Annotated in this window: 19 protein-coding genes and 1 tRNA gene; 18 read left to right on the top strand and 2 right to left on the bottom strand. The window is 43.1% G+C overall.

Annotated features, from left to right (window positions below; translation table 11 throughout):
* Nucleotides 1-26 precede the first annotated feature (26 nt).
* The 3 genes from AC25Y6_RS15785 to spoVT all read left to right on the top strand — a co-directional run bounded on the left by AC25Y6_RS15785 (nt 27) and on the right by spoVT (nt 4559).
* Entirely contained in the window at nt 27-257 is a 231-nt protein-coding gene (locus AC25Y6_RS15785; RefSeq protein ID WP_482103216.1) for an anti-sigma-F factor Fin, read from the top strand.
* A 145-nt stretch (nt 258-402) separates the two neighbouring features.
* Complete coding sequence (mfd, locus tag AC25Y6_RS15790) at nt 403-3933, top strand: transcription-repair coupling factor (protein WP_488143696.1); 3531 nt, start codon at nt 403-405, stop codon at nt 3931-3933.
* An 89-nt stretch (nt 3934-4022) separates the two neighbouring features.
* Entirely contained in the window at nt 4023-4559 is a 537-nt protein-coding gene (spoVT, locus tag AC25Y6_RS15795) for a stage V sporulation protein T (RefSeq protein WP_482103214.1), read from the top strand.
* A 210-nt stretch (nt 4560-4769) separates the two neighbouring features.
* On the opposite strand, the gene AC25Y6_RS15800 is transcribed toward spoVT, so the two are convergent.
* Nucleotides 4770-4940: a Spo0E family sporulation regulatory protein-aspartic acid phosphatase gene (locus tag AC25Y6_RS15800; RefSeq protein WP_482106321.1), complete on the bottom strand. Its 171-nt coding sequence runs from the start codon at nt 4938-4940 to the stop codon at nt 4770-4772.
* Nucleotides 4941-5161: 221 nt separating this feature from the next.
* Between AC25Y6_RS15800 and AC25Y6_RS15805 the strand changes: the two genes are divergently transcribed.
* The 7 genes from AC25Y6_RS15805 (at nt 5162) to AC25Y6_RS15835 (ending at nt 10379) form a co-directional block, all read left to right on the top strand.
* Complete coding sequence (locus AC25Y6_RS15805; RefSeq protein ID WP_488143697.1) at nt 5162-6754, top strand: putative polysaccharide biosynthesis protein; 1593 nt, start codon at nt 5162-5164, stop codon at nt 6752-6754.
* Nucleotide 6755: 1 nt separating this feature from the next.
* Nucleotides 6756-8225, top strand: coding sequence for a bifunctional methyltransferase/pyrophosphohydrolase YabN (yabN, locus tag AC25Y6_RS15810; RefSeq protein ID WP_488143698.1), 1470 nt, complete (start codon nt 6756-6758; stop codon nt 8223-8225).
* A complete protein-coding gene (locus AC25Y6_RS15815) occupies nt 8212-8502 on the top strand; it encodes an RNA-binding S4 domain-containing protein (RefSeq protein ID WP_482106318.1) in 291 nt (96 codons plus the stop codon). Before yabN ends, AC25Y6_RS15815 begins: the two co-directional genes overlap by 14 nt.
* 88 nt (nt 8503-8590) lie before the next feature.
* On the top strand, nt 8591-8887 hold the full coding sequence (gene yabP, locus AC25Y6_RS15820) for a sporulation protein YabP (RefSeq protein ID WP_149582686.1): 297 nt from the start codon (nt 8591-8593) through the stop codon (nt 8885-8887).
* On the top strand, nt 8884-9351 hold the full coding sequence (yabQ, locus tag AC25Y6_RS15825; RefSeq protein WP_482103205.1) for a spore cortex biosynthesis protein YabQ: 468 nt from the start codon (nt 8884-8886) through the stop codon (nt 9349-9351). Before yabP ends, yabQ begins: the two co-directional genes overlap by 4 nt.
* Before the next feature lie 54 nt (nt 9352-9405).
* Nucleotides 9406-9825 carry an FtsB family cell division protein gene (locus AC25Y6_RS15830; RefSeq protein ID WP_482103204.1) on the top strand — a complete coding sequence of 140 codons (420 nt, stop codon included), beginning with the start codon at nt 9406-9408 and terminating at the stop codon, nt 9823-9825.
* A 128-nt stretch (nt 9826-9953) separates the two neighbouring features.
* Nucleotides 9954-10379, top strand: coding sequence for a S1 domain-containing RNA-binding protein (locus tag AC25Y6_RS15835; protein WP_179393599.1), 426 nt, complete (start codon nt 9954-9956; stop codon nt 10377-10379).
* Nucleotides 10380-10761: 382 nt separating this feature from the next.
* Here AC25Y6_RS15835 and AC25Y6_RS15840 read toward each other — a convergent pair.
* A tRNA-Met gene (locus tag AC25Y6_RS15840) sits at nt 10762-10835 on the bottom strand.
* 216 nt (nt 10836-11051) lie between these two features.
* Here AC25Y6_RS15840 and AC25Y6_RS15845 point away from each other — a divergent pair.
* The 8 genes from AC25Y6_RS15845 (at nt 11052) to cysK (ending at nt 21682) form a co-directional block, all read left to right on the top strand.
* Complete coding sequence (locus tag AC25Y6_RS15845) at nt 11052-13466, top strand: SpoIIE family protein phosphatase (protein WP_482103203.1); 2415 nt, start codon at nt 11052-11054, stop codon at nt 13464-13466.
* Between the two features lie 101 nt (nt 13467-13567).
* Nucleotides 13568-14971, top strand: a complete 1404-nt coding sequence (gene tilS, locus AC25Y6_RS15850) for a tRNA lysidine(34) synthetase TilS (protein ID WP_488143699.1) — start codon at nt 13568-13570, stop codon at nt 14969-14971.
* A gap of 29 nt (nt 14972-15000) precedes the next feature.
* Nucleotides 15001-15543 (top strand): hypoxanthine phosphoribosyltransferase, encoded by a 543-nt coding sequence (gene hpt / locus AC25Y6_RS15855; RefSeq protein ID WP_482103201.1) that lies wholly within the window; start codon nt 15001-15003, stop codon nt 15541-15543.
* 130 nt (nt 15544-15673) lie between these two features.
* Complete coding sequence (gene ftsH / locus AC25Y6_RS15860) at nt 15674-17704, top strand: ATP-dependent zinc metalloprotease FtsH (protein WP_488143700.1); 2031 nt, start codon at nt 15674-15676, stop codon at nt 17702-17704.
* Nucleotides 17705-17926: 222 nt separating this feature from the next.
* The gene (locus AC25Y6_RS15865) at nt 17927-18691 is read left to right on the top strand and encodes a type III pantothenate kinase (RefSeq protein WP_482103199.1); all 765 of its coding nucleotides are present in this window, start codon (nt 17927-17929) and stop codon (nt 18689-18691) included.
* 18 nt (nt 18692-18709) lie between these two features.
* Entirely contained in the window at nt 18710-19597 is an 888-nt protein-coding gene (hslO, locus tag AC25Y6_RS15870) for an Hsp33 family molecular chaperone HslO (protein WP_482103198.1), read from the top strand.
* Entirely contained in the window at nt 19575-20498 is a 924-nt protein-coding gene (locus AC25Y6_RS15875) for a peptidyl-prolyl cis-trans isomerase (protein WP_488143701.1), read from the top strand. Before hslO ends, AC25Y6_RS15875 begins: the two co-directional genes overlap by 23 nt.
* Before the next feature lie 257 nt (nt 20499-20755).
* The gene (gene cysK / locus AC25Y6_RS15880; RefSeq protein WP_488143702.1) at nt 20756-21682 is read left to right on the top strand and encodes a cysteine synthase A; all 927 of its coding nucleotides are present in this window, start codon (nt 20756-20758) and stop codon (nt 21680-21682) included.
* The last annotated feature ends 46 nt before the right edge of the window (nt 21683-21728 follow it).

Below are 21728 nucleotides of genomic sequence, written 5' to 3' on the forward strand. Positions count from 1 at the left end.
CTTTGATAAAAGGGCGGGGGATTAGAATGGCGATCCGTTATACTTGCAGACATTGTGAGACCGAAATTGGCACACTTCCGTTTGAATCCGCGAAGGAGACTATTCTTCTTCTGCAAAAGTTGGACGACGGGGAAGTTGAGCATTTTCTGACGTATGAAGAGGACGGGGCATTAATGGTGCGATGCATATGCGAACAGTGTGAGCAATCGCTTCGGAGTTTCCCGGATTACTATACACTCAAGAAATGGCTTCAATAAGATGTACGCTTTGGCGCGGAATGCGTCCAAAGCTTTTTCTGTTTTCCTATTTATAAAGGGGAATTATCTACTAACTTTTGGCGGCCAAACTCGTTTTGGCCTCCATTTTGAGCGTTTACTATAATTATAGAAAGGGTGTGTAGTATTGGAAACGCTGATGAATTTAATTTCACAAGAGAAAGAGATTAACGAACTAGTGAAAGAGTTGGAGGCGGGAAATGACCGCCAGCTTATCGCTGGTTTCTCAGGCGGAGCGAAGTCGATCCTTTTCAAGGTGCTCCATCAAGCAATGGATGAGCCCGTTCTAATCGTTTCCCCCAACTTGTTGCAAGCGCAACGTACATACGAAGACCTTGTAAAGGTGTTGGGGGATTCACTCGTACACCTTTATCCCGCAGAGGAGCTAATTGCTGCGGATTTTTCTGTTTCCAGTTACGAGCTAAGGGCACAGCGCATCGATACAATCGATCATATGGCTCGTGTCGGAAAAGGAATTTACATCGCCCCCATTGCAGGCATGAAAAAACGATTGCCAGAGAAAGAACGATGGTTGGCTAGCTCCTTATCAGCGAAATTAGGGGAAGAACTTAATATCTCTGAATGGCTTGTTAGACTTGTGTCAATGGGGTATACAAGACAGCCAATGGTTACCGCGCCAGGTGAATTTGCGTTACGGGGGGGAATACTCGATCTCTACCCGTTAACTATGGAAGAGCCAGTTCGAATAGAATTATTCGATACGGACATAGACTCGATCCGTACATTTTCAGCAGAAGACCAACGTTCAACTGGGAAGTTGGAAGCTGTGTCAATCCTCCCAGCCTCTGAATTTGTCTGGATGAAAGAAGATCTTACAGCAATCGCCGATGAACTTGAAAAAGCACTTGGGGTTAGCTTGAAGAAGATGAAAGATGCAGAAGCAAAAGAGCGCTTAATGATTAATATAACAAATGATATTCAATTGATGAGAGAAGGGTCAATGCCTGAAAACATGTTGAAATATGCATCATTTTCGGGTTCCACAACCTCGCTCGAGAGTTATTTCCCGAGTAATGGAATCGTTCTGTTCGACGAGATTGGACGTATTCTTGAAGTTGTAGGGTCACTTGAAACAGAAGAAAAGGAATGGATGGTTGTTCTTCTTGAAGAAGGGAAAATTGTTCATGATGCAACATTGTCAATTTCATTTGAGGAAATGAATGCGTTGCTAAAACAAAGGAAAATGTATTTCTCTTTATTCATCCGTACCGTGCCGGGAATCGTCGTGAAGAGGACTGTTACATTTTCTTGTAAACCCATGCAACAGTTTCATGGTCAAATGAATTTATTGAAAAGTGAAATAGAACGTTGGCATCAAGGAGAGTTTAATGTATTCATTGTTGCAGACGGGGAAGAACGGATGCGAAAAGTCCAATCGATTCTTCAAGATTATGATGTGTCGTCTTCCTTTTCAGGAAAAATATCGAAATCAGGTGGAGTGCAGGTTATAGACGGTGATTTGTCTGCGGGGTTCGAGCTTCCATTCCAACGAGTTGCAGTTGTGACGGATTCTGAATTATTCAAAGGGAAATCTAAACGAAAAGCACGACCACATAAATTGACAAATGCCGAACGCATCAAAAGTTACTCGGAGATCAAACCGGGCGACCACATCGTTCATGTGCATCACGGCATTGGAAAATACTATGGTGTTGTAACGCTTGAAGTAAGTGGAATTCATAAAGATTACCTCGACATCCGATACCGTGGGGAAGATAAGCTGTTTGTTCCGGCAGACCAAATTGATCTGATTCAGAAGTATGTAGCCTCCGGCGAAAAAGAACCGAAACTCCATAAATTGGGCGGAGCGGACTGGAAGAAAACAAAAAGTAAAGTTACGGCTGCTGTTCAAGATATCGCTGACGACTTGATAAAGCTCTATGCAAAACGGGAATCTGAAAAGGGACATGCTTTTGCGGAGGACGACGATATGCAAATGGCTTTTGAAAATGCATTCCCGTATGACGAAACAGATGACCAACTCAGATCTATCGCGGAAGTGAAGCTAGACATGGAAAGAGAACGGCCTATGGATCGTCTGCTATGCGGAGATGTAGGATATGGTAAAACGGAAGTTGCAATCCGTGCGGCATTCAAAGCTGTATCCGACGGCAAACAAGTCGCATTTCTCGTTCCCACTACGATTCTGGCACAACAGCATTACGAGACAATGAAAGAGCGCTTTTCTGGTTTCCCAGTTGAAGTTTCCCTTTTAAATCGTTTCAGAACAAAAAAAGAACAAACAGAGACATTAAAAAAATTGAAGGCCGGTACAGTTGATGTGGTTGTAGGTACGCATCGTCTTTTATCCAAAGATATCGTCTACCATGATCTTGGATTATTGGTTGTCGACGAAGAACAGCGTTTTGGCGTAACGCACAAAGAAAAACTGAAGCAGTTGAAAACGCATGTCGATGTCCTGACACTAACAGCAACGCCGATTCCGCGGACACTCCATATGTCGATGCTTGGTGTTCGTGACTTGTCCGTCATTGAAACACCTCCTGCAAACCGTTTCCCAGTCCAGACCTATGTCATGGAACAAAATTTTGCACTCGTTCGTGAAGCAATTGAAAGGGAAATGAGCCGCGGCGGTCAAGTATTCTACTTATACAATCGAGTCGAAGACATGGAACGGAAAGTGGATGAAATAAAACAGTTAGTGCCAGAAGCAAGAGTGGGTTTCGCCAATGGACAGATGGGGGAGTCTGCACTTGAGTCAGTAATATTAAGTTTCCTTGAAGGGGAATACGATGTCCTAGTGACAACTACAATCATTGAAACAGGTATCGATATTCCAAATGTCAACACACTTATCGTCCAGGATGCAGACCGTATGGGCTTGTCTCAGCTTTATCAACTTCGCGGACGAGTGGGGCGGTCAAATCGTGTAGCTTACGGATATTTCCTATATCAGCGTGACAAGGTGCTTACAGAGGTTGCGGAAAATCGTTTACAGGCGATTAAGGAGTTTACAGAACTTGGATCTGGCTTCAAAATTGCTATGCGCGATTTATCCATTCGTGGTGCAGGCAATCTACTCGGTTCCCAGCAACACGGGTTCATCGACTCGGTCGGGTTCGATCTTTACTCTCAATTGCTTCAAGAAGCTGTCGAGGAGAAGCAGACAGGTATTATAAAAGCGGATATTCCTGATTTGGAAATAGCATTGCCGCTAAATGCATATATTCCTGACGATTACGTGCGCGATGGATTCCAGAAAATTCAAATGTATAAAATGGTAAAAGCAATCGAAAGTGAAGCTGACTATAATGAACTTGTCGACGAAATGACAGACCGGTTTGGCGATATACCACTGGAAGCTGACTTATTGCTCCGTGTAGGCCGTTTAAAAGCTTGGGGCCGTATTGCAGGTGTCGAATCAATTAAAAAGCAACAATCCCTTATTGAAGTTCGTATTTCATCGGAAGGAACAGCGTGGACAGACGGCGCAAAACTTGTATCAGATTCAATGCCTTTTGGGCGCGCTGTTGGATTTACGATGGAAAACGGACAACTCATCATGACAGTAGATGAGCGTCATACGGGAAAACAGACTGGATTCGACGTTTTGGAAGCGATAATGAGGATTCTTGAGTCATCCAAAAAGGAAACGATTGTTGCTGATTCCTTCTAAAGGACATGTTGCATATTTTGTCCATTGTTGATGCATACTACAATTGAAATGAAGTCTTTGTTCAATTTGTAGAAAGTGAGGCATCATACATGAAGGCAACAGGAATCGTTCGCAGAATTGATGATCTTGGAAGGGTAGTTATCCCTAAAGAGATCCGCAGAACATTGAGGATACGTGAAGGGGATCCACTTGAGATTTTTACCGACCGTGATGGTGAAGTTATTTTAAAGAAATATTCACCGATATCGGAACTCGGGCAATTCGCAAAAGAGTATGCGGAAACCCTTTACGAAACACTTGGAACTCCAGCACTGATTAGTGACCGTGATGAAATGATTGCCGTCTCCGGGTTATCTAAAAAAGATTATTTGAATCGCCAATTGTCCCCTGATATCGACGAAATCATGAATGGTCGTAAAGTCGTCACGGAAAAACTTGAAAAAGCCATCGAATGGGTTCCGGGACAAGTCGAACAAGTTAAATCTTATTGTATCGCACCAATTGTAGCTGCTGGGGATACAATCGGAGCTGTCTATTTACTGTCGAAGGTGCATTTTATAGGAGAAACCGAACTGAAAGCAGCGGAAACAGCTGCTCATTTTTTAGCAAAACAGATGGAACCGTAAAAACAGCCCGCCAAAACCGGATAACACTGGTTTTAGTGGGCTGTTTATATTTACGTGGTGGGCAATAAGGACATGGCGGAGTTGAAAGTTAACGAAAGAATATCTTCTATCTGCTGTTTTTTTAGTTATTTACAAAAAGAAGCTACAAACCATGGCGGTTTGTAGCTCCTTGATGAATTAATTGATAAAAAACATCAGTTTCTTTGGTCGTTATATATGTCGGATTCCTTGATATCTATTCAGTAATATATCCAGCTCTTGACTGTGTTCGACGACAATTGGATGACTCAAACCAAAGTCTTTTGCTTTCATATACATAATTTCCCTTTTCAATTTTATTAGAACCAATAGAATCCGTTTTTTAGGAATTGTTTTTATCATTTTTAGCCCCTCCGATTTACTCATATCATCATTTCCTATTTTTAAATACAATTTTAAGTAATATATTCATAAACTTCATACCTATTTCTTTCCCATATCGTTGAACGATTAAACCTATTCTGAAAAATAAATTTGGACATTAGGAATATTTATTGAAAATCTTTACATTATTCATTCATGATATAATGTATATATTATGAACGACAGAAAGAGGCACGAAAATGGCGCAACAATGGGATATGAAAACGTTCATGAAAGGCGCGTCGATTCTGACGATTTCTGCGATTATTGTGAAATTACTTGGTGCGGTCTACCGAATTCCGTTCCAAAATCTTGTCGGCGACAAAGGGTTCTATATTTATCAACAAGTATATCCTTTTATCGGTATTTTTATCGTTTGGACGTCTTATGGCTTTGCGGTAGCTGTATCGAAGCTGCTTGCGGGAAGTACAAGCCGCGGTGAAGCAAAAGCGATGATGCGTGTGGCATTTACATATCTACTTTTATTATCAATAACCTTTTTTGTTCTATTAACTGTTTTTGCACCATTTTTCGCGCACACCATGGGAGATCCCGCACTTGCTCCACTTCTGCGGGCAGGCGCGTATATCGTTCTGCTTATGCCGGCGTTAGCGGTGTTGAAGGGGTCATTTCAATCGGAGGGACAGATGGTGCCAGTTGCCGTTTCTGGTGTTGGTGAGCAGGCTTTCCGTGTAACGGTTATCCTCATTGGGACATGGATTGCGATGCGGACAGGTGCATCGCTGTATACAGCGGGTGAAGTGGCGATGTGGGGTGCAGTTATCGGAGAAAGTGCGGGCGTTGTAATTCTCGCACTCTATTTTCGTAATTCATTCAAAGGCCCGCTGGAAAGAGTCGATACATGGCGAGTGGTAAAAGAATTAACGGTTGTCAGTTTGGGGGTCAGCGCAAGTTCACTCATTCTCCTGATGTTTCAACTGGTCGATTCATTTACGATCTATAATATTCTCATGTCTAATGGTCTTGCAGAAGATACGGCGATGGTAATGAAAGGTGTCTACGACCGGGGACAACCGCTTGTGCAAATGGGGATTCTAATCGCTTCGACATTAGCGCTTGCGATTGTTCCACTAATCGCTCATCATTCGGCAAAAAAAGCGGGACAAGGGGCATTGCCATTTATCCGATTAACGTTCCGAACAGCATTCCTATTCGGATGGGCCGCCGCCGCGGGGCTTGCGCTAGTTTTACCCTATGTGAATGAAATGCTGTTTGAAACACGTGATGGTACCGCAGCACTCGTGATTTTTTCGTTTCAAATTTTTTGGCTATCGCTTATTTTACCGCTAACGGCGATGCTACAAGGTGCAGGGAAAGTGAAAGTACCGACGCTTCTACTTATTGGTGGACTGGTTATAAAAGTTTTTGCAAATCAACTGCTTGTCCCCGGATGGAATGTCATTGGCGCGGCAATTGCAGGAAATATTGGTTTCGCGGCGATTACGTTTGGGCTCTTACTTTATTTCAAAAAGGTTTGGCCGATCCGCCTTGCACAAATCCGTTTTTACGGATGGGTGATAGCGGCGACTGTCCTTATGATTGCAGTTGTCCTGCCATGGATGCTTATTGCAGACGGGTTTATATTCGACAAGTTTCCAAGTAGGATAGGTGCGACAATTATCGCGCTAACTTCTGTCGCTGCAGGTGCAAGTGTTTTCCTTTTCGTTGTTATGAAATCACGTATAATGGCAGAGAAGGAATGGTTTCTGCTGCCATTTGGCAAGCGTTTTGCTACATTGCAATTACGACTTAATAAAAGAAAAGGTGAATAACATGCATCGGTTAACAATTATTGGTCTCGGTGCGGGTGACCTTGATCAATTGGCGCTCGGGACATACCGAAAGTTAAAAGAAGCAAACCGCATCGTAGCGCGTACGGATCAGCATCCTGCTGTCGCTGAATTAAGGGCAGAAGGGCTTGTTCTGACAAGCTTCGATGAAATTTATGAAAAACACGACTCGTTCGAGCAAGTATATGATGAAATCGTAGATCAGCTGCTTGCAATGTGTGAGGAACAGCCAGTTACCTATGTTGTTCCGGGACATCCGCTCGTGGCCGAACGAACAGTTCAGCTATTAGTCGAGAAAGAGCGCGAAGGTATCGTTCAGCTTGAAATTGCGGGCGGCAACAGTTTTCTTGACCCGATTTTCGCAGCGCTGCGCATTGATCCAATTGAAGGATTTCAATTGCTTGATGGTACGGATATAAAACGCGATGATGTCCATATGACGCAGCATGTGCTGATTGGACAAGTGTACGATGCATTCGTGGCGTCTGAAGTGAAATTATCGTTGATGGAGAAATACGCTTATGATCACCCGGTGACGATTGTGACGGCGGCCGGTTCGACAGGCGAGAAAATTAGCACAGTCCCTCTATTTGAACTGGACCGAGTGACTGAAATTGATAATTTAACGACCATATATGTACCGCCTGTCTTCGAACGGGAAGCGCGGTTGAAAGACTGGACGACGTTTAGAGAAATCATTGCTGCACTGCGCGCTCCTGATGGTTGCCCATGGGACCGTGAACAGACGCATGCATCATTGAAACGGTACTTAATCGAAGAAGCACATGAACTGCTTGAAGCAATCGATAACGAAGATGACGAAGCAATCATTGAAGAACTTGGTGATGTATTACTTCAAGTGTTCCTTCATGCTCAAGTTGGGGAAGATGACGGTTACTTTGCGATGGAGGATATACTTCAAGCGGTCGGTTCAAAAATGATCCGTCGACACCCGCATGTTTTTGGTGATAAGAGTGTGAAGGATTCTGAAGAGGTCCTGCAAAATTGGCAGGAAATTAAGCAACAAGAAAAACCGCAGTCGGCATCTCTTTTGGCACGGCAGAGCCGACCTTCATCTTCACTACTGACGTCTTTAAATTACCAGAAAGAAGCGGCAAAGGTCGGGTTTGATTGGCCAACAATTGATGGCGCTTTTGAAAAGTTTGAAGAGGAATGGATGGAATTCCGTAAAGAATTGGAGAGCGGAACAAAATACAGTCAAATGGATGAACTGGGTGATGTCCTGTTTACGATCGTCAACATTTCGCGCTTCCTCAAATTGTCTCCTGAAGAAGCGATGGTTCACGCGAATCAAAAGTTCAATAGACGGTTTTCATTCGTCGAAAAAGGTGTGAAAGATGGACGTGGTGAATTTGCGGACTATACACTTGACGAACTCGAAGCATTTTGGCAATTAGCAAAAGAAGGGGAAGATAATCATGAGACTCGATAAGTTTTTAAAAGTATCCCGCCTTATCAAGAGAAGGACGCTCGCGAAGCAAGTAGCTGATCAAGGTCGTATAACGATTAATGAAAAGGTTGCGAAGGCATCGTCCGTCGTGAAAGAAAGCGACGAACTGGCAATCCGTTTTGGTCAGAAAGTAGTAACGGTTAAAATCAATTTGCTGAAAGATACGACTAAAAAAGATGATGCAGCTTCAATGTACACGATTTTGAAAGAGGAGAAACTTGAAAAAGTGGAACCTGAATTCATGGATGACGAAGATTGAACGGCATGACAGGGAATATTCCTGTCATGTTTTTTTATGGTCCGGCATAAGATGGCAATGAACGTACAAGCAAAGGGGGAAGCATATAATGCAATTTCAAACTGATAGTCCTACGTACGCAATTCCATCAGGAGACCATGTCGTTACGATGCGCAACAGAAAGCGGATGGATCTCACATCGGTAAAATCAATTGACCGCTTCGATCAGGAAGAATTTCTCGTTCGTACATCTCAAGGATTGTTACAAATCCGCGGAGAGGAACTGCGCATCGTCCACCTAGATGTCGATAAAGGACTTCTTACATTGGAGGGAACGGTCAGCACGATTCAATATGATGAAGAAGAATCAGGCTCAAAAGGTTTCCTCCATAAATTGTTTGGATGAGTTTATCCGTTCAATTTCTTAGCCTGCTCGCTATGATTGGGACGGGCATTGTCGCCGGGGCATTCATGGACATGATTGGAACAGGCACCACACACGCCGGTAAGAAATCAATTATTCGAAAGCGTGCGGCCTGGATTGAAGTGTTTGGATGGATACTTGTCGGATGCGGAACGTTTTATATTCTTTATCTTGTCAGGGATGGAGCATGGCGGATGTATGACCCCTTTGCTCAGATAAGCGGACTGCTTCTTTATGCAAGTATCTTCTATAAGCCATTCCGGTTTCTTGGTAGATTAATACTGGCATTACTAATAAAGCCGCTTTGGTTTCTTGCGCGTCTGATTATTACGGTTATTCGACAAATCATCCGTTTCATTATAAAAGTCTTTGTAATACTTTTCACACCAATTGTTAAACTATACCACTTCATTTCTGGAAAACTCTTTAAAGTGAGAGTGAAATGATGTATAATTTATGGACTAACAACTTGTAAGGTGTGAAGAGAGGAAGTGTGGGACATGCAACAAAAGCAGCCGAAGAAATCGTCCGAAAGGATTGCATCGATTCAAACTGAATATGTCCGCTCCCTAAAAAAGAAAGTAGATAGGAAGAATGCGCGAAAAGTTCGTCTATACAGGAGACTAGCGGTTTTTGCTATCATTTCAGCAATTATCCTTGGCGGTCTAACGAATATGTTTTTCACTCAGAAGAAAGCTTTGGCAGAGAAAGAACTACAAAAAGAAGAAATGCTGACGCAGCTTGAAGAGGTAAATGAAGAGCAGGACATGCTGAAAAGACAATTAGTGAAATTGAATGATGATGACTATATTGCTAAGCTTGCGCGCAAAGAATACTTCTTGTCCGAAAAGAATGAGATTATTTTCGCAATACCGGAAAATGAGAAAAAAAAGGAAAAAAAAGATGAAGGAAAAGAGTAGTCTTATTGACACTCTTTTTTTATTGGCTATAATGGAAGTACGGTTCTTGCATTTGCAGGACTGATTAATATGGTTGCAAGGCTTCCAGCGTGGGGCCCGCTTAAATTTTAAGGAGGAGCATTTTTTTTATGTCAATTGAAGTAGGCAGCAAGCTAGAGGGTAAAGTAACAGGGATCACAAACTTCGGGGCATTTGTCGAGCTACCGAATGGCTCTACAGGCCTGGTCCATATAAGTGAAGTAGCGGACAATTATGTCAAGGACATCAATGATCATTTTAAAGTCGGTGACATGGTTGAAGTAAAAGTGATGAATGTCGGTGCAGATGGTAAAATCGGGTTGTCGATTAGAAAAGCGAAGCCTGAATCTGAGCAGCGTCCAGAACGTCCTCAGCGTCCGCAACGTCCGCGTCAAGGTGGTCGACCTGCTCCTGATCGTCCGGAGAACTTTGAACAAAAGATGGCAAAGTTCATGAAAGATAGCGAGGAGCGCCTCTCAACACTTAAGAGAGCGACAGAGTCGAAACGCGGTGGCCGTGGCGCAAGCAGAGGGTAACTTGCTAGCTGTTTCAATTCATGAAAAAATGTACGATAGTATTAAGAAAAACGGTGGCCAAGGGTTATTACTCTTGACCGCCGTTTTTTTGGATTTTAAGATGTAATGTCTAAGAGACTGTCATAATTCTACCTAGGATAATTGCAGTAGTCTGACAAATTGTCATGGCTCGTCAATAATAGCTCCTCTTCTTGTTTGACCTAAAAATAAAAGAGCAGTCCCAGCGTCGTTAGCAAACGACACTGGGACTGCTCTTTTACAACCTATCGTCTAGCAAGTTTAAATCATTTGCTGCTCGTGACACGATATAGCGAACTTAGACTGTTTTTTTAATCGTATGATGATTTTCGCATATAAACGACCATTTTTTGTAACTCATTTATGGCGGCAGAGGGGATCGAACCCCCGACCTCACGGGTATGAACCGTACGCTCTAGCCAGCTGAGCTACGCCGCCTTAACCTTATTTGCAAAAGAACTTGTTTCTGCTCATACGAACAACAATATTTATAATACAATCGAACCGCGCCAGTGTCAACCTACTTCGAAGGAAAAAAGAAAAAACAGTTCGGAATGAGTCGAAACATTTTATTTTCTTCTTGTCATGAACAGACAATTTCCTGGCAAACACCTATGTATACTCAAGGCATAGTAGACATAGGGGGAATGGGAAATGAAACTAATCGATAGCGTAATGCGTCCTGTGGGCCATCCGATTGGCATGTATCTCGAAATGATTGGGAAACGAAAAATGCATATTTTAGTTGCAAGCCTATTCTTATTTGGATCCTTTTTCTTGGCACAAGCTGTTTTGTTCGACGCGGCTGTTCCTTTTTTCTTGCCGGTTTGGGCATTGGCACGGGCGCGCTTTAGGAAGCATCTGATATGGGTATTTATCGGTGGAATGCTAGGGAGTGCTTTTCTAGGTCTTGGACAAGCTGTCATTCATCTACTGATGCTTGCTTTGTTCAACGCAGTCATTAAGTATCCATTGTTACGAAAATCGGTACCTTTCACGGTAGCCGGATGCATCATCATCGTACAGGTGATATGGCAGTTTGTTATGCATGCCGGACAACCCCCAGTCAATGTTCAACTATATATAGGTTTTGAAGCAGTTCTTGCTTTATTTATGACGTTTTTCCTTTTTGTTGCTTTCCCGCCTGCTGATCGAATCTTTTTTGGAAAGTGGACACCTGAGCGGCTTGGGGCGGCTTGCCTTATCGGAGCGATGGCTACAACTGGTATGAGTGGGATTATGTTGGGATCTGTATCGGTTTCAGGAACACTTATCCATCTTGCAATCTTACTAGCAGCACTAGTGGGGGGACTTCCATTTTCAACAACAGTCGCGATGATAATCGCTGCAATCGTTGGGATAGCAGAATTATCGTTTACCGGAATGATGGCGGTCTATGGGATGACGGGCTTTTTTGCAGGTGCATTACGACGCTTTAAAAAAATGGGTATTGCAGTGGGGGGGATTGCGGTATCACTATTCTTCCTTATGTATGATCTGACGTTGCCTCTTGATAAATCTCATTTTGTGACAATCGGCGTAGCTACTGTTCTTTTTTTGTTTTTCCCAACAAAAAAACTTGAGACAATTCGGCGTGTATTTCATCCGGAAAACACGGATGTGACTGAAAAGCGACAGAAATGGCTAGCGGAAAGACTAGATGAACAGTTATCTGACTTCCAACAGTTCTCCGAATTCATGTCGGCACTCGTTAGCGACCGGTTTTCTCCGCAGAGTAATTCGAATATGGTGCCTCAACAAGTCATACCGAAAATCTGTCAGTCTTGTTTTAGGTACTCAAAGTGTTGGGATAGTGGAGACAATGATATGGGAGGACTGATTAATGAATGGGAAATGACCTATTCCATGACGAAAAAAGCGAAGCGGCACCGCGTGGAAGAAAAAATAAAATACAAGTGTATTCGTTTTAACGGACTTGTGGCAGAACTTGAAGAAACAGCAGCTTCAAGTTTATTGACAGGGCAACTTCAACACGGACGGAAAATGCTGGCTCTCCAGTTACGGGATATGAGTACTCATCTCGATAAAATAATGAATGAAGTTAAAGAGGATTTATCTGTTTATAAACCAGCTGAAGAAGAGTTAGCAAAACGTCTGCTAGAAAAAGACATCGAATTCTTTCAGATTGATATGTTGTCAGGAGAAAGGGGAGCACGTCGCATCATCTGTTGTATCCCGGAGAAAAGATCCGACTTCGAAACAGATACTACGGTGGCAGAAAGGTTAATCCTACCTGTTCTAGAAGAAATGTATGACGAGCCTTTCCGGGTCGCAAAATCTCTCGTACTGCAAGAACCATTTCCGCATATTCAACTGACGTTCGGCTCTGCAGTTCGCTTTTCACTGGACTATGGCGTTGTCGCGACGGCGGGTGGTGAAACATTCCGAGCAGGAGATGCCTATGAAGTGTTCCCGATACATGAAGGACTAACTGCAGTCCTGTTGTCGGATGGGATGGGACAGGATTTGAATGCCTATCATGAGAGTCGAAAAGTAATCCGTCTGATGCGGGAGTGTCTTGATAGGAAAATGGATCCTGAAACGGCCATGCATACGCTTCACTATATGATGTCCCTGAACGGACTTGATGATATGTATGCAACACTAGATCTTGCTCTAATTGATTTACAGGACGGTCGTATTTGGTCTTGGAAAGCCGGGTCGATGAGTACGTATATTAAACGGGGGGAGGACTTTTTAAGGTTGGACAGCAAATCTGTGCCCGTTGGTTTTCTCCCATCCTTTTCTATTGAGGCGAAGAATGAAGAGTTAAAGTCGGGTGATATTATACTAATGTTAACGGACGGCATTTTTAACGGTGATATTCCAATTGAAAAACAAGAGGAGTCGCTGTATAACAGCCTTGAAAAATACGGAGGTTACGAATGCGACAAAATTGCCGATCGAGTTATGCATGAGATGGAGCGGAAGTTTGGTGTAATGGGTGACGACCGTACAGTGTTAGTTATGAAAATCGATCATGTATTGCCGAAGTGGTCAAGTTTTACACCGTACTCGCAAATTATTTCCCGGGAAAAGGCGATTTGAAGAATCTTTAAGGGAGTGAGGGGACCCTAAATTGAAGCCCCTTTAGAAGTTTTATGATAAAATTTGATTAAGAGTAAGTCACTATAGGAGGAAGTCGGGCAATGGATACATTGGGACAGAAAATTTTTCGTTTCGTCAAGGATTGGTTGCTAATTTCCCCGAATGACCGTATTCTTGTCGCTTGTTCAGGGGGGGTCGATTCAGTGGCGCTACTACACTTCATGGTCTCCAATCAGGAACGAATGGGTATTGAAATCGCCGCAATTCACGTAGATCATAAATTGCGTGGAGAAGAATCGGAGGCAGACGGTACCTTTGTGAAAGAATTATGTGAATCATACGGAGTACCGTTTTTTGGTGGAAGTGTTCCGGTGCCTGAAATTATAGAGAGAGACGGCGGGAATGTGCAAGCTGTCTGCCGTGATGGAAGATATGCTTTTTTTGCAGATATCATGCAAAAACATGGTTATCCTGTCTTGGCAACAGCGCACCATGCAGAAGACCAGTTGGAAACGGTATTGATGCAAGTGACAAAAGGCAGTATGCCTTCAGGTATCCCCGTTAAACGTGCAGTCGATGGGGGTCAACTTATTCGACCATTCCTTCCTGTCATGAAAGCGGATCTCTATTCATACGCTGCTGAAAACAACTTACAGTTCCGTGAAGACCCGAGTAATGAAAGTGACGCCTACCAGCGTAACCGTTTCCGTCACCGAATCATCCCCTTCCTTCAAGAGGAAAACCCGGCAGTTGCGGAAAATGCAGTGAGAATGTCAGGTTGGCTTCAGCAAGATGAAGAGTTGCTTGAAATAATGGCGAAAGACCGTTTGGATGGAATTATTAAATTCACAGAAGCGGGCTTGCCTAGCGTCGATGGAAATGCTTTCTCTAACATGCATCAAGCTTTACAAAGACGGATGATTACACTACTATTGAAGTATGTTTACAATGGGGAATTTGTGCCCGTAAAATATAATTTCGCGCTCATTAACCAACTACTGCATCATCTGGCTTCACAGAATGGGAATGTCTCCATTGACCTTCCGCGCGGTTACCGATTCATTCGGGAGTATGGGGTGTTGACGTTCGTTCGAGACACAGCAAACGAGGAAATCTCTGGGCAAAAACGATTGCCGAAAGATAGTTGGATCAGTTGGGGAAATGACGTACAGCTTTATTGGACTGATGTGGATAATCCCGCAGCACAATTATTCACGGATGCAGATGATATCATGTATTTTGATCTGCCTCATTCTGCATTGCCTCTGGGAATTAGGAACAGAGAAGATGGGGATCGGATTTTGTTACCCGGAATGTCACATCCGAAACGCTTATCCAGGTTGTTTATCGATTCGAAGGTTGCTATGACTTCGCGCAACCAATTGCCGGTACTCATTACAGCACAAGGTGAAGTGTGTGCGGTTCCGGGCTTAAGATATGGAGTGGCATTTTCGAGAAAACAAACAGATCGTAGTAAATACATAGTTAGTACAAGGAAGTTATAATTGATATGTATGAAAGAGGGGGAATTCCGATGTTGGCAAAAGATATCGAGGAAATACTGATTACAGAAGATGAAATCCAAGGGAAAATCCGTGAGCTTGGTGAAGTACTTACTGAAGAGTACCAAGATAAGTTCGTTCTTGCAATTGGCGTTCTAAAAGGCGGCTTGCCTTTCATGAGTGATCTTATTAAGCGCATTGATGCTTATATTGAACTCGATTTTATGGATGTCTCCAGTTACGGCAATGCAACAGTTTCGTCCGGTGAAGTTAAAATTGTTAAGGATTTGAATACAAGTGTCGAAGGGCGCGATGTACTTATCATTGAAGACATTATCGACAGTGGGAAGACGTTAAGCTACCTCGTAGAATTGATGAAATACCGCAAAGCAAATTCTATTAAAATTGTCACACTTCTTGATAAACCGACTGGCCGGAAAGTAGATTTAAAAGCGGATTACGTTGGTTTCATCGTACCGGATGCGTTTGTAGTCGGGTATGGACTTGATTATATGGAGAAATACAGAAACTTACCTTACATTGGTGTGCTGAAAAAGGAAATTTACTCATTTTAAGAGAGTGGTAAGTATTTCTTAAATGAGTTTGCGAAAAATTCATTTAGCTAAGGCATTTCCTTTGTAGGTGAATCATACCTATGATAAGATTTACACTAGTTTTCTGTCTAATGAAATGAGGAGGCTTGGGATGAATCGAATACTTCGATACTTTCTATTATACGGACTGATATTTCTTGCGATAATGGGGATATTCAGTTCACTAAACAACACAAACCCAAAACAGAAAGAGATTCGTTACGATGAATTTATAACTGCTTTGGAAGAGGGTAAAGTGGAAACAGTAAGTTTACAGCCAGTCCAGCTCGTCCTTGAAGTGAGGGGTAAAATGGATGGGTATGAAGAAGGTGAAGAATTCGTAACAAATGTTCTGAACGATGCTGCTATACAAGATGACATCCGTTCACTTGCTACGAAAACCAATACTGAAATTGATATCTTGCCTACTCCTGTAGCAAGCGCATGGGTTTCTTTCTTTACCGGTCTTTTACCGTTCATCATCATCTTCATTCTATTCTTCTTCCTGTTAAACCAGGCGCAAGGTGGAGGCGGCGGCGGTGGCCGTGTTATGAACTTCGGCAAGAGTAAAGCGAAGCTTCATACAGACGATCGCAAAAAAGTTCGCTTCACTGATGTTGCAGGAGCGGACGAAGAGAAAGCGGAGCTTGTGGAAGTTGTAGACTTCCTGAAAGATTCGACTAAATTCGTCGAAGTCGGAGCACGCATACCTAGAGGAATCCTGTTAGTTGGACCTCCTGGTACAGGTAAAACGCTATTGGCACGTGCGGTTGCAGGTGAAGCGGGAGTTCCTTTCTTCTCAATCTCAGGTTCTGATTTTGTGGAAATGTTCGTTGGGGTCGGGGCATCACGTGTACGTGACCTTTTCGAAAATGCTAAAAAGAATGCACCATGTATTATTTTCATCGATGAAATCGATGCGGTCGGCCGTCAACGTGGCGCAGGCCTCGGCGGTGGACACGATGAACGTGAACAAACACTGAATCAGCTTCTTGTTGAAATGGATGGGTTCGGTGAGAACGAAGGGGTTATCATAGTTGCGGCGACAAACCGACCGGATATCCTTGACCCTGCACTTCTTCGTCCAGGACGTTTCGACCGTCAAATCACAGTTGGTCGCCCGGATGTAAAAGGAAGAGAAGCAGTTCTAAAAGTCCATGCGCGCAATAAGCCACTTGATGACACTGTCAACTTGAAGGCACTTGCACAACGTACACCTGGTTTCTCGGGAGCAGACCTTGAAAACCTATTGAACGAAGCAGCGCTTGTGGCTGCAAGACGTGACAAAACGAAAATCGATATGTCTGACATCGACGAAGCAACTGACCGAGTTATTGCAGGTCCTGCGAAGACGAGCCGCGTCATATCGAAAAAAGAACGTGATATTGTAGCATTCCATGAAGCGGGTCACGTTGTTGTAGGGCTAATGCTCGATGACGCTGAAATCGTTCATAAAGTAACAATTGTTCCTCGTGGTCAGGCAGGCGGCTACGCCGTTATGCTTCCAAAAGAAGACCGTTACTTCATGACGAAGCCCGAACTTCTCGATAAAATATCAGGGCTTCTGGGTGGTCGAGTTGCAGAGGAAATTGTCCTCGGTGAAGTTTCAACTGGGGCTCACAACGACTTCCAGCGTGCAACTGGCATCGCGCGTTCGATGGTAACTGAGTACGGAATGAGCGATAAGCTAGGACCGATGCAGTTTGGTCAGTCTCAAGGGCAAGTATTCCTTGGTCGTGACTTCAACTCTGAACAAAATTATTCCGAATCGATTGCATATGAAATCGACCAAGAAATGCAACGTATTATCAAAGAACAATACGCTCGTACACATGAAATTCTATCTGGACAACGCGACTTGCTTGATTTAATTGCAACGACGCTTCTAGAAGTCGAAACACTTGATGCAGAGCAAATTAATCATCTAAAAGATCATGGTACACTGCCAGATCGTCCATATGGCCGTTATGGCTTGGATAATTTAGATGATAAACCGAAAAGTATCGATGCAGTAGAAAGTGGAGATGACGTAGTCATTTCTGATTCGACTGGAGCACCTACGGATCCGTCAATCGTTGATTTACGAAAAGAATCCGATGGCGAACAACCTCTTAGGCCAATCGACGAAGAACGCAGAGATTAAAAATTATGAAAGCTGACTGTTTCTTTTGAAACAGTCAGCTTTTTTGTTGCAAAATAATGTCTTTATGTCCGATACTTTACTGTATGGGAAGAATTAAACTTGCACCCATCCTCAATGTGACCCTGTTCAATGTGTCGCCATTCAAGCCACTTCTGCTTTTGTTCATAGCTTGGTATGTGGTATGATATGTTGGAAAATGACGAAGTTAGCGGGGGAACCAATATGATTCTAGTGCTGGATACAGGAAATACAAATATTGTCCTTGGTGTCTATGAACAAGGAGAACTTAAACATCATTGGCGTATGGAAACTTATCGACATAAGACGGAAGATGAATATGCGATGCAAGTAAAGTCGATGTTTTCACATGTCGGACTAACTTTTGACGATGTACGTGGCATTATCATTTCATCGGTCGTCCCGCCTGTTATGTTTCCATTGGAGCAGATGTGCAGAAAATACTTCAATCAAAAACCACTAATAGTTGGACCAGGTCTCAAAACTGGATTGAATATCAAGTACGAAAATCCGCGTGAAGTTGGTGCAGACCGGATTGTCAATGCGGTTGCAGCAATTCATGAATATGGAACTCCGCTGATTATTGTCGATTTTGGGACGGCAACGACCTATTGTTATGTAAATGAAAAAGGCGAGTATATGGGTGGGGCAATTGCGCCAGGTATCGGAATTTCATTGGAAGCATTGTTCGACCGGGCATCTAAATTGCCTCGTATCGAGCTCACGAAGCCAGAGCATGTTGTAGGGAAAAACACTGTAGCCGCTATGCAGGCTGGAATTGTTTATGGATATGTTGGACAAGTTGATGGTATTGTTGCCCGTATGAAAGCACAGAGTAAGGAAGAACCTACCGTCATTGCTACGGGAGGGCTTGCAGATCTTATTGCAAGTGAGACGACAGTTATTGATATTGTTGACAACTTTCTGACGCTAAAGGGGCTTCATCTAATATACGAAAGAAACATGTAGAAGGAGTAGATATTTTAAATGAAAGATTACTTAGTAAAAGCACTTGCATTTGAAGGAACAATCCGGGCGTATGCGGTACGCTCAACAGAAACGGTGTCTGAAGTACAACGCCGCCACAGCATGTGGCCGACAGCGACGGCAGCTCTTGGGCGTTCAATGACGGCGACTGTTATGATGGGTGCCATGTCAAAGGGCGAAGATAAACTGACAATTAAAATTGACGGCAATGGTCCAATTGGTTCAATGGTTATCGATGCAAATGCACATGGCGAAGTTCGGGGATATGCATCGAACCCACAAACGCATTTTGACTTGAATGAAATGGGTAAACTCGACGTAAAACGTGCGGTTGGAACAGAAGGGATGCTTTCAGTCGTAAAAGATTTAGGTCTTCGCGATTTCTTTACAGGGCAGGTTCCGATTGTATCCGGCGAGATTGCTGAAGACTTTACGGAGTACTTTGTCGTTTCGGAGCAGGTGCCTTCTGCAGTGGGACTAGGTGTTCTCGTAAATCCTGACAATACAGTTAAAGCCTCGGGCGGTTTTATAATCCAGGTTATGCCTGGTGCATCGGAGGAAACGATTGTACAACTTGAAGAGCGTATTGCTAACGTCGAACCAATTTCATCATTAATCAACCGCGGTCTTACACCTGAGGAAATACTTTATGAAGTACTCGGTTCTGAAAATGTGGAAATTCTAGACCAAATTGATGTTTCATTCGAATGTAATTGTTCAAAAGACAGATTTGGTAATGCAATCATTGGCCTTGGAGAGCAGGAAATCAGAGAAATGATTGACGAAGATGGAAAAGCTGAAGCACATTGCCATTTCTGTATGGAAACGTATGTGTATCCAAAAGAAGAGCTGGAAGGCTTTATCGATGAAATACAATCGAGGGCCTGAGTCTGGGACGGAAAGTTCACAGACACGTAAACTAAAGACGAAACCACTTGTTCTCCTAATTGCAATTCTATTACTGTTTAATATCTTTTGGTTTGTAGGTTGGCTTATGCCGAACAAATCAAAGCAAACAGATGAAGTAGTGGCATCGGTTTCCGGTAAGCCGATTACAAGAGAACAGTGGATGACTGCGATGGAAAAAGAAGTGGGTCACGAAACGCTCCTAGATCTAGTAAATGACTTGGTGATGGAAGTGGCTGCAGATCAGTATGAGATTGAAGTTTCTGATAAGGAGATTAACCTTGAAATGGCGCTTATCCGTTCCGTTGACGGCCGTTCCATTTCAGGTCAAGATGAAGAAAAGATGCGTCAAAAAATCCATTCCAATCTCATCCTTGAAAAAGTGTTAACGAAAGACATTGTGGTGAAAGACGATGCAATTAAGAAGCATTACGATGAAAATAGTTCACTTTATAATATCCAAACTTCCTATCGAACCTCTATTATTATTGTTCCGACGAAAGACGAAGCAAAACAGACAATTGATGAACTGTCAAAAGGCTCAAGCTTCGACGTACTTGCAAAAGAGCGGTCGACGGATCTTGCATCAGCAAGCCTTGGTGGGGATATCGGCTATATCAACGATTCGACAGATTCAATTGACTTGGCTATCGTTGAAGCAGTGTCCGGAGTGAAAGAAGGAACGATAAGTGATGTAATAGCTTTGAGTGACGGTACTTACTCGGTTTTGCGTGTGAATGAGGTAGTGAAGGGGCAATCTTTTAAATTTAAAGAAGTAAAAGATCATATTAGGCGTGAGCTTGCAATTGAACAACTTCCACAAGCGGTTAACCCGGAGGCGTTCTGGGAAGAGTTTGATGCGGAATGGTTTTACGGTAAATGATAGATAGCTGTCCGGAAGTCGACTTTAATCGGCATATCCGGACAGCTTTTCTTGTCTTCGGGAATAGGATAACTTCTAGATAGGAATTTCGACTTGGTTACGGCATTATGCACTATTGGTCTGTCAGAGGGTTAATCTTTAAGAGGAGTAAAAGAATATATATTGTGCGCATTCAATTGTTGACAATGTTCACATAATGGTAGTAAAATTAGTATTATAAAACATATCAAATTAGTAGGGATTGGGAGAGGGTAAAAATGACGTTAGTTGGAAACTCTATTGCAGACTTAGTTGGGAAAACACCTCTTGTTAAAATGAACAGAATGACAGGTGCAGAAGATGCGGATATTTATTTGAAACTTGAATATATGAATCCGGGATCGAGTGTCAAAGACCGTATTGCGCTTGCAATGATTGAGGCTGCTGAAAAGTCGGGTGATTTGAAAGAAGGAAGTACGATAATCGAACCGACAAGCGGAAACACAGGAATTGGGCTTGCAATGATCGCTGCGGCAAAAGGCTATAAAGCGGTTCTCGTTATGCCAGATACGATGAGTTCTGAACGACGCAATTTGCTTCGGGCTTATGGTGCAGATCTTGTACTTACGCCGGGTGCTGAAGGAATGAAGGGCGCCATTGGAAAAGCTGAAACACTAGCAAAGGAAAATGGTTGGTTTATGCCACAACAATTTAACAATGAGGCAAACCCTGAAATACATCGCTTAACAACAGGTCCTGAAATTGCCGACGCACTAGACCGTGTGGACGCATTCATTTCTGGAATTGGAACGGGCGGTACGATTACAGGAGTGGGTCTCGTCTTGAAAGAGCGTTTTCCGGAAGTGAGCATTATCGCAGTTGAACCGACAGACTCTCCCGTACTTTCAGGCGGTAAGCCGGGACCACATAAAATTCAAGGTATTGGTGCAGGATTCGTTCCAAAAGTTCTCGACACGGAAGTCTACAACGAAATTATCCAAGTGACGAACGACGAAGCGTATGAAACGGCAAGACGTGCAGCTCGAGAAGAGGGTATTCTGGGCGGCGTTTCATCAGGAGCGGCAATCTTTGCAGCTTTACAAGTTGCGAAGAAACTTGGTAAAGGGAAGGTAGTCGTTGCGATTCTTCCTTCTAATGGAGAACGTTACTTAAGTACACCACTTTATCAATTTGACGAAGAATAATTAAATGCAGCTAGAAGGTGCTAAAATGCACCTTCTTTTTTATTTC

The sequence above is a fragment of the Sporosarcina sp. Y1004 genome (assembly GCF_057669665.1).

What these genes read in the sequence shown, in the direction of transcription:
- AC25Y6_RS15785 (WP_482103216.1), top strand. Translation starts at nt 27, where the DNA reads ATGGCGATCCGTTATACTTGCAGACATTGTGAGACCGAAATTGGCACA.
- spoVT (WP_482103214.1), top strand. Translation starts at nt 4,023, where the DNA reads ATGAAGGCAACAGGAATCGTTCGCAGAATTGATGATCTTGGAAGGGTA.
- AC25Y6_RS15800 (WP_482106321.1), bottom strand. Translation starts at nt 4,940, where the DNA reads ATGATAAAAACAATTCCTAAAAAACGGATTCTATTGGTTCTAATAAAA.
- AC25Y6_RS15805 (WP_488143697.1), top strand. Translation starts at nt 5,162, where the DNA reads ATGGCGCAACAATGGGATATGAAAACGTTCATGAAAGGCGCGTCGATT.
- yabN (WP_488143698.1), top strand. Translation starts at nt 6,756, where the DNA reads ATGCATCGGTTAACAATTATTGGTCTCGGTGCGGGTGACCTTGATCAA.
- AC25Y6_RS15815 (WP_482106318.1), top strand. Translation starts at nt 8,212, where the DNA reads ATGAGACTCGATAAGTTTTTAAAAGTATCCCGCCTTATCAAGAGAAGG.
- yabP (WP_149582686.1), top strand. Translation starts at nt 8,591, where the DNA reads ATGCAATTTCAAACTGATAGTCCTACGTACGCAATTCCATCAGGAGAC.
- yabQ (WP_482103205.1), top strand. Translation starts at nt 8,884, where the DNA reads ATGAGTTTATCCGTTCAATTTCTTAGCCTGCTCGCTATGATTGGGACG.
- AC25Y6_RS15830 (WP_482103204.1), top strand. Translation starts at nt 9,406, where the DNA reads ATGCAACAAAAGCAGCCGAAGAAATCGTCCGAAAGGATTGCATCGATT.
- AC25Y6_RS15835 (WP_179393599.1), top strand. Translation starts at nt 9,954, where the DNA reads ATGTCAATTGAAGTAGGCAGCAAGCTAGAGGGTAAAGTAACAGGGATC.
- AC25Y6_RS15845 (WP_482103203.1), top strand. Translation starts at nt 11,052, where the DNA reads ATGAAACTAATCGATAGCGTAATGCGTCCTGTGGGCCATCCGATTGGC.
- tilS (WP_488143699.1), top strand. Translation starts at nt 13,568, where the DNA reads ATGGATACATTGGGACAGAAAATTTTTCGTTTCGTCAAGGATTGGTTG.
- hpt (WP_482103201.1), top strand. Translation starts at nt 15,001, where the DNA reads ATGTTGGCAAAAGATATCGAGGAAATACTGATTACAGAAGATGAAATC.
- ftsH (WP_488143700.1), top strand. Translation starts at nt 15,674, where the DNA reads ATGAATCGAATACTTCGATACTTTCTATTATACGGACTGATATTTCTT.
- AC25Y6_RS15865 (WP_482103199.1), top strand. Translation starts at nt 17,927, where the DNA reads ATGATTCTAGTGCTGGATACAGGAAATACAAATATTGTCCTTGGTGTC.
- hslO (WP_482103198.1), top strand. Translation starts at nt 18,710, where the DNA reads ATGAAAGATTACTTAGTAAAAGCACTTGCATTTGAAGGAACAATCCGG.
- AC25Y6_RS15875 (WP_488143701.1), top strand. Translation starts at nt 19,575, where the DNA reads ATGAAATACAATCGAGGGCCTGAGTCTGGGACGGAAAGTTCACAGACA.
- cysK (WP_488143702.1), top strand. Translation starts at nt 20,756, where the DNA reads ATGACGTTAGTTGGAAACTCTATTGCAGACTTAGTTGGGAAAACACCT.